The organism is Bacillus sp. GMs2/2 (assembly GCF_050172095.1).
In the GTDB taxonomy this organism is placed as follows: Bacteria; Bacillota; Bacilli; order Bacillales; family Bacillaceae_G; genus Bacillus_A; species Bacillus_A cereus.
Genome location: NZ_JBNLYE010000733.1, coordinates 1 through 1099, shown reverse-complemented (window position 1 = coordinate 1099; position 1099 = coordinate 1). Strand labels below are relative to the sequence as shown.

The following is a 1099-nucleotide window of genomic DNA, read 5'->3' as shown; positions in this document are numbered from 1 at the left end:
TTTGGAAAAACTACTTTTTGAATATCTTTCGGATAATCAGTTAACGAAAGTCGAGGATTATAATATAAGGACCCTAAAATCATTACAGATAGTACAATAGACATGATGACACCAACGTACATCATTTGTTCAAATTGATTCATATACTGTATTCACCCTTTTCTGTAATTACTATGATGGTCATTCACTTAATTACATATTGTATGTACGTACACAATCAAAAATTAACAACTAGCTTTAATAGCAAAGCAAAATTGTTGCAATGCAAATGCAAATTTAATACAGTGGAAGCCTAATTGATACAGATAGGATTGGTGAAACCTATGAAAATTGAACATATTGCAATTTGGGTAAATGACTTAAAATGTATGCGTGATTTTTATATAAAATACTTTAATGGTAAAGCAAACTCGTTATACCATAATGAAATGAAACAATTTGAATCTTATTTTATTACGTCCGAATCTGGAGCAAGGCTTGAACTTATGCGTAAAAAAGGGATTGAAAATAAGCCTAATTTAAACATAACTGGCTATGCTCATATGGCTTTTTCTGTCGGTAGTGAAGAACGTGTGAATGAACTAACAAAGGTGATAAAAGATGCTGGTTATCCTTTATTAAATGGACCACGTTTTACTGGAGATGGCTATTATGAAAGTGTAATAGGTGATCCAGAAGGCAATCAAATAGAAATTACGATTTAACTTACCCTTTTTTACCACCTCCATATTTTCCCACGGATTAGGCGGTGCTGTTGCTGAGGTGCCAAATGAGCAACTGCTTACTTTTACCGAAAAGCACTATCAAACATATCAATATTCGCTACTTGGGAGCAACCAGAAGGTGCTGGTGGAAGTATTCGATGGGTGAAGACTTCCGTTTGGCAATGCTCCCCTTTACAAAAGGTGTCTATGTTAATACTCCTGACCTATCCATTAAAAATTGGCCAGATGCATACTTCAGTTGCAACTTTGACCGATTAATGGAAGTAAAAGCGGAATACTTTGCGAAAAATGTCTTTAACTTTCCGCAAAGTATTCCGCTTTTTTAAATTATATATTCCACCTAATATATCAAAATATAAAACATCCATTTTTTA

At 33.6% G+C, this 1099-nt stretch carries 1 protein-coding gene and 2 pseudogenes; 2 read left to right on the top strand and 1 reads right to left on the bottom strand.

The features are described from left to right. Window positions 1-143 (bottom strand): annotated as a pseudogene (locus tag ACQGS6_RS29125) (nitroreductase); the annotation flags it as partial. A gap of 180 nt (window positions 144-323) precedes the next feature. Between ACQGS6_RS29125 and ACQGS6_RS29120 the strand changes: the two are divergent. Together ACQGS6_RS29120 and ACQGS6_RS29115 are read left to right on the top strand one after the other, a co-directional pair. Then, window positions 324-704: a VOC family protein gene (locus ACQGS6_RS29120; RefSeq protein ID WP_426966081.1), complete on the top strand. Its 381-nt coding sequence runs from the start codon at window positions 324-326 to the stop codon at window positions 702-704. 4 nt (window positions 705-708) lie between these two features. After that, a pseudogene (locus tag ACQGS6_RS29115) lies at window positions 709-1051 on the top strand (BBE domain-containing protein); the annotation flags it as partial. Window positions 1052-1099: the final 48 nt, after the last annotated feature.